Annotated in this window: 6 protein-coding genes; 1 reads left to right on the forward strand and 5 read right to left on the reverse strand. The window is 70.0% G+C overall.

Going from position 1 to position 4,577, the window contains the following annotated elements:
• The 5 genes from VF794_RS20115 to VF794_RS20135 all read right to left on the reverse strand — a co-directional run.
• Positions 1-707, reverse strand: a 707-nt coding sequence (locus VF794_RS20115; protein WP_331112797.1) for a YegS/Rv2252/BmrU family lipid kinase, incomplete at its 3' end; no start/stop codon positions are given.
• 110 nt (positions 708-817) lie between these two features.
• Positions 818-1,678 (reverse strand): calcium-binding protein, encoded by an 861-nt coding sequence (locus VF794_RS20120; protein ID WP_331112799.1) that lies wholly within the window; start codon positions 1,676-1,678, stop codon positions 818-820.
• 30 nt (positions 1,679-1,708) lie between these two features.
• Positions 1,709-2,422, reverse strand: a complete 714-nt coding sequence (locus VF794_RS20125) for an HAD family hydrolase (RefSeq protein WP_331112806.1) — start codon at positions 2,420-2,422, stop codon at positions 1,709-1,711.
• 76 nt (positions 2,423-2,498) lie between these two features.
• Positions 2,499-3,266, reverse strand: a complete 768-nt coding sequence (locus tag VF794_RS20130) for a hypothetical protein (protein ID WP_331112800.1) — start codon at positions 3,264-3,266, stop codon at positions 2,499-2,501.
• A 75-nt stretch (positions 3,267-3,341) separates the two neighbouring features.
• Complete coding sequence (locus VF794_RS20135; RefSeq protein ID WP_331112802.1) at positions 3,342-3,692, reverse strand: hypothetical protein; 351 nt, start codon at positions 3,690-3,692, stop codon at positions 3,342-3,344.
• A 209-nt stretch (positions 3,693-3,901) separates the two neighbouring features.
• Between VF794_RS20135 and VF794_RS20140 the strand changes: the two genes are divergently transcribed.
• A partial coding sequence (locus VF794_RS20140; protein WP_331112804.1) for a site-2 protease family protein occupies positions 3,902-4,577 on the forward strand: 676 nt, incomplete at its 3' end.

Genomic DNA, 4,577 nt, shown 5'->3' on the forward strand with positions numbered 1-4,577 from the left:
AGGCGGTGGTCATCGAGCGTGGCGTCCGGCGTCACCATGTTGCCCGCGCCGTGGTAACGCACGTTGCCCACCACGAACTGGAGCGCGTCCACCTCCAGCTCCCCGCGGTCCGTCTTCACCCGCAGGTGGAAGGGCTGATGCTCCCACAGCTCGGCGAAGGCGGCCACGGGGTAGGCCAGCTTGCCCACGCGCCGCTTGAGCTGAGGCGTCAGTCGTTTGGCGATGGCGGTGGCCAGGCCGAGGCTCGCCGCGTTGAGGAAGGGCCGCCCGTTGGCGAGCCCCACGTCCACCCGCGCGGTGTAGCCCGCGGCGATGATGTCGCAGGCCTCCTCCAGCGTGGGGGGAATGCCGAGCGAGCGCGCGAAGTCGTTGCCCGTCCCCAGTGGCAGCACGCCCAGGGTCACATCGCGCCCGAGCAGGTGGCGCATGGCGGCGTTCAGCGTGCCATCCCCGCCCCCGATGAGGATGCGCTTCACGCCCGCCTGGAGGGCCTGCTGGAGCACCCGGTCCATGCTCTTCGGTTTGGAGAGCCGGTGGGAGCCCACGAGCGTGATGCCGCGTGCCTCCAGCGCCGCGATGGTCGCCGGGAGGGCCTCGCGGCCCATGCGGCACTTGGAGTTCACCACCACGAGCGCGGGCCCCTCGTCGAGGGCCGTGCGCCGGGGCGCTTCATTGAGCACATCATTGGGAGGGGCCTCGGCTGCCATTGCCGACTAGGGTGCGCACGGGCGGGGATGCGGGCCAGGTGAGTCGCTGTACTCCAGGCCACCTCCCCCCGTTCCTCCCTCGGCAGGGGAGGAGACGAGGGTCAGGTTCCTCAGTCGGCGCCGTGGCCCTCGATGATGCGGCGCTGGAGTTCCTGGCGGAGCGGCAGGGACTCCTCGGGGCTCAAGCGGCCATCGTGGTTGGTGTCGTACCAGGCCAACAGCTCCTGCCGGCGGGCGCGCATGGCCTGGAGGCGTTCCTCGCGGAGCTGGGCACGCTCGGTGAGCTCCAACCCGCCGTCGCCATTGGTGTCGTACTGGGTCAGCAGTTGCTGGCGCTTCTGCTCCCAGGCGGTCTGGCGCTCCTGGCGAGCGGCCTGGCGCTCGGCGTCGTCGAGGGTGCCGTCCTGGGTGGTGTCGTACTTCTCGAGGAGCCGCTGGCCCAGCCGCTGGCAGCGGGCCTCCATGGCATCCACCAGGGCGGTGCGCTCGTCGGTGGAGAGCACCTTGTCGCCGTTCTCATCGAAGGCCCAGCGCACGCGCCAGAAGGCCCAGCGACGCAGGCGCAGCCCGGCACGGGCGAAGCGCGGATCCGTCTGGGTGTCGAGGTCCGACTTGAGCACGCGGAGCTCGGCGCGGTTCAGCGTGCCGTCATGGTTGGTGTCGTACTTCTCCAGCACCTCCTGGCGGCGAGCGCTGAAGTCACACATGACCGTGCTGTTCGTCTGGGAGACGATGGCGGTGTCCAGATCCTCGGAGACCATGGTGCCGAGCATCTCGGCGGAGGCCTCTGCCACGGCGTCGCCGCAGAGGTCCCCGGACTCCTCGGAGGCGGAGAGGTAGGAGGCGGCCTCACCGATGGCGAGGTCGGCCTCGTCGGGGGACGCGTCGCAGGCCACGCCGCCCAGCGCAAGGGCGAGGCAGAGCGCGGCGGTGAGCAGACGGCGGGCGGTAGGGGCGCGGTTCATGTCCATGAACCCGGGCTCCGCGAGAGGGTCGCGGGCCTAGCGCGACTCGTCGTCCTTGGCGGCGTCCACCGCGTCGGCGGCCCACGGCCAGGTGTCCCGCGAGGACTCGTAGTGGGCGAGCAGGTCCGCCGGATCCTTGTAGATGGCGCGGCAGCCCGCGGTGCGCAGATCCTCCTCGGGGAAGCCGCCGCACAGCACGCCCACGGTGGGCAGGCTCAGCTTGCTCGCCGCCAGCGCGTCGTAGGGCGTGTCCCCAATCACCACCACGCTGTGCACCTCCGGACGGCCCAGCTTCTCCATCGCGGCCTCGAAGATGTCCGGGTGTGGCTTCGACTTGTCCGCGTCCGCCTTGGAGGTCTCCGCCTGCGTCAGCCCCCCGAGGTTGCACAGCTGGATGTAGTGCTCCAGTTCGTCGCCGTTGGCGCTGGACGCCAGGGCGATGCGGATGCCGTCCGCGCGCAGCCGCTGGAACAGCTCGCGCACCTTGGGGAAGGGGCGCAGCTTGGGCATGAACTCGCGCTTGAAGAGCTCGGAGCGGTAGTCGCTCAGCTCCTTGCCGAACTTCTCCAGCTCATCCTCGGTGAAGAAGACCGGAACGAGTTGGTCCGCGCCCTTGCCGATCTGGCTGCGCACGTGCGCGAAGGGGACGTCGCGGCCGAACTCCAGGAAGGCACGTCTCCAAGCCTCGGCGTGCTCATCCACCGAATCCACCAGCGTGCCGTCCACATCGAAGATGACGTTCTGAACCAGCGCCATACCGTCGCACTCCTTCCCGGCGGGGAAGGTGGGGATGGCTCCGGGTGCCAGCAACCCCGGAAGGTGTGGGTCAGGGCGCTCCGGCCACCACGAGTGTCTTGCTCTGAACGTCGTACCCCTCGGGCGCGGTGAGCGCGAAGGTCTCCGCGGGCAGCGTGGGGTTGAGCTCCACGCGCGACAGGGTCGTCTCCGCCACCTGCTGCCCGTCCGCCCACTGGGTCAGCCGCCTGGGCACGCACAGCCCCAGGGCCTGCTCGCACTGCTCGTCCTCCACCCGGAGTTCCGAGGTGGCGCCACCGCCGCGGGTGCGCTTGCCAAGGAAGTCCATGGCGGGCCAGCGCAGCACGTACGTCACCTCCACGTCCGTGCCCTCGGGCCGCACCGTCAGCTCCACCGCTTCGGGCGAGCGCGGATGCGAGGCCCGCTGGGCGCTCACTCCCTTGCCTGGCAGCAGCGGCGCGCGGAAGCCCTCGGGCGCGAAGGGCGAGAAGAGCTGCGTGAGCACGCCCGCGCGCTTGTCCGGCGGCAGCTCGTCCTTGTAGGTGACGAACGTCTTCGCCGTGTCGGAGCGCTCGACGAGGTGCTCGCCATCCCAGGCATAGGTGCGCGAGGCGGGGGCCCCGAGCGAGCCCAGCATCTTCTGCGGGGCGCGGTAGGCGAACTGGAAGTCCATCGTCTGCCCACCCTCGCGGGCACTGCCCGCCAGCACGTAACTGGTGAGTCGGCCATCGCGTGCGGACAGGCGCTGCCTGGCGTCGGAGAGCAGGACGGAGGGGTCCTCGCCGCGACGGCAGCCAGCGGGGACGAGCAGCAGGAGGGGCAGGAGACGAGCGAGCATGGAGGCCAGGAAAAGCAGAAGGCCCCACTGTCGCCAGGGGGCCTTCACACACTACGTGCAAATGACGCGGGCTGACTACTTCACCGCCACGCCGACGGCGCCCGAGACGGGGAAGCCGATGATGAGGCCGCTGAGGGCGAAGATGCCGTGACGCGGGGTGGTGCCGGCGGTCAGCAGCTGCACCTTGTTGCCGCCCATGGCCTTGGCCTCGGCCACCAGGAGCTTGTTCACCACGGTGTCCAGGTCGCTCTGCACCAGGTCGATGACGTGGAAGATGGCGGTCAGGCCGATCGCCGTACCCTGAACCACGGCGATGGGCTCGCCACCGGCCGCGGAGACCTCATTGCCCGAGACAACGGCCGTCTCCACGCTGGTGCACGCAACGAGGCTGCTCGCGACAACCGCCGAAACAATGGCCTTCTTCATGGTGTGCTCCCTCCAAAAGTGAACGCCTGCGGACCTGACCAATCGGCTGACCAGGCACTCGCCGGGTCGGTTGGTCCTCAAGATGGCGCGGTGTCGTAGCAAAGGTGCCTGTCAAGTCAAGCAATGGATCCCGTGACTATCCGCGGACGTCCACTGCGCGCGGCCTCGCATTGAAACGCGCGCCGGGCGTTGCTACCCACGACGGACCCATGGAGAGCGCCACCACCGTCCGCACCGCCAACCGTCCCTGGCTTCACCTGCTGCTCTTCGTTCTGACCGTGGGGACGACCTCGTTCACCTATGACTGGGCGTTCCTCTACGACGCGGGGCTGCCGCTCGAGGAGCGTCTGGCACAGGCCCTGGCCTTCAGCGCCGCGCTGCTGGCCATCCTCGGCTCGCACGAGATGGGCCACTACGTCCTGGCCCGCTGGCATGGAGTGGACACGTCGCTGCCGTACTTCATCCCCCTGCCGTACCTGGGCGTGGGCACGCTGGGCGCCGTCATCCGCATCCGCGGCCGCATCCCCACCCGCAACGCCCTGGTGGACATCGGAGCGGCGGGGCCGCTGGCGGGCCTCGCCGTGGCGCTGCCCATCCTCCTCTGGGGCCTGGCGCACTCGGCCCTGGTGGACTCGCCCCCGCTGCCCGCCTCCTCCTTCCCCGGGGAGTCCTCCCTGTGGAGCCTGGGCCAGGACTTCATCCAGTGGGTGCTGGTGAAGTTCTCCGTGCTCCCCCCGGCCCCCGAGACGCCCTTCACCGGCCATGCCCTGCGCATCTTCGGCGACAACCTGCTGCTGGTCGGCCTTCAGTGGCTCGTGCTGGGGCCGCTGCCGGCGGGCAAGGAGCTGCTGGTCCACCCGGTGGTCATCGCCGGCTGGTTCGGGC

It is taken from the genome of Archangium sp., from assembly GCF_036389735.1.
Lineage (GTDB): Bacteria > Myxococcota > Myxococcia > Myxococcales > Myxococcaceae > Archangium.

What these genes read in the sequence shown, in the direction of transcription:
- VF794_RS20130 (WP_331112800.1), bottom strand. Translation starts at nt 3,266, where the DNA reads ATGCTCGCTCGTCTCCTGCCCCTCCTGCTGCTCGTCCCCGCTGGCTGC.
- VF794_RS20135 (WP_331112802.1), bottom strand. Translation starts at nt 3,692, where the DNA reads ATGAAGAAGGCCATTGTTTCGGCGGTTGTCGCGAGCAGCCTCGTTGCG.
- VF794_RS20120 (WP_331112799.1), bottom strand. Translation starts at nt 1,678, where the DNA reads ATGGACATGAACCGCGCCCCTACCGCCCGCCGTCTGCTCACCGCCGCG.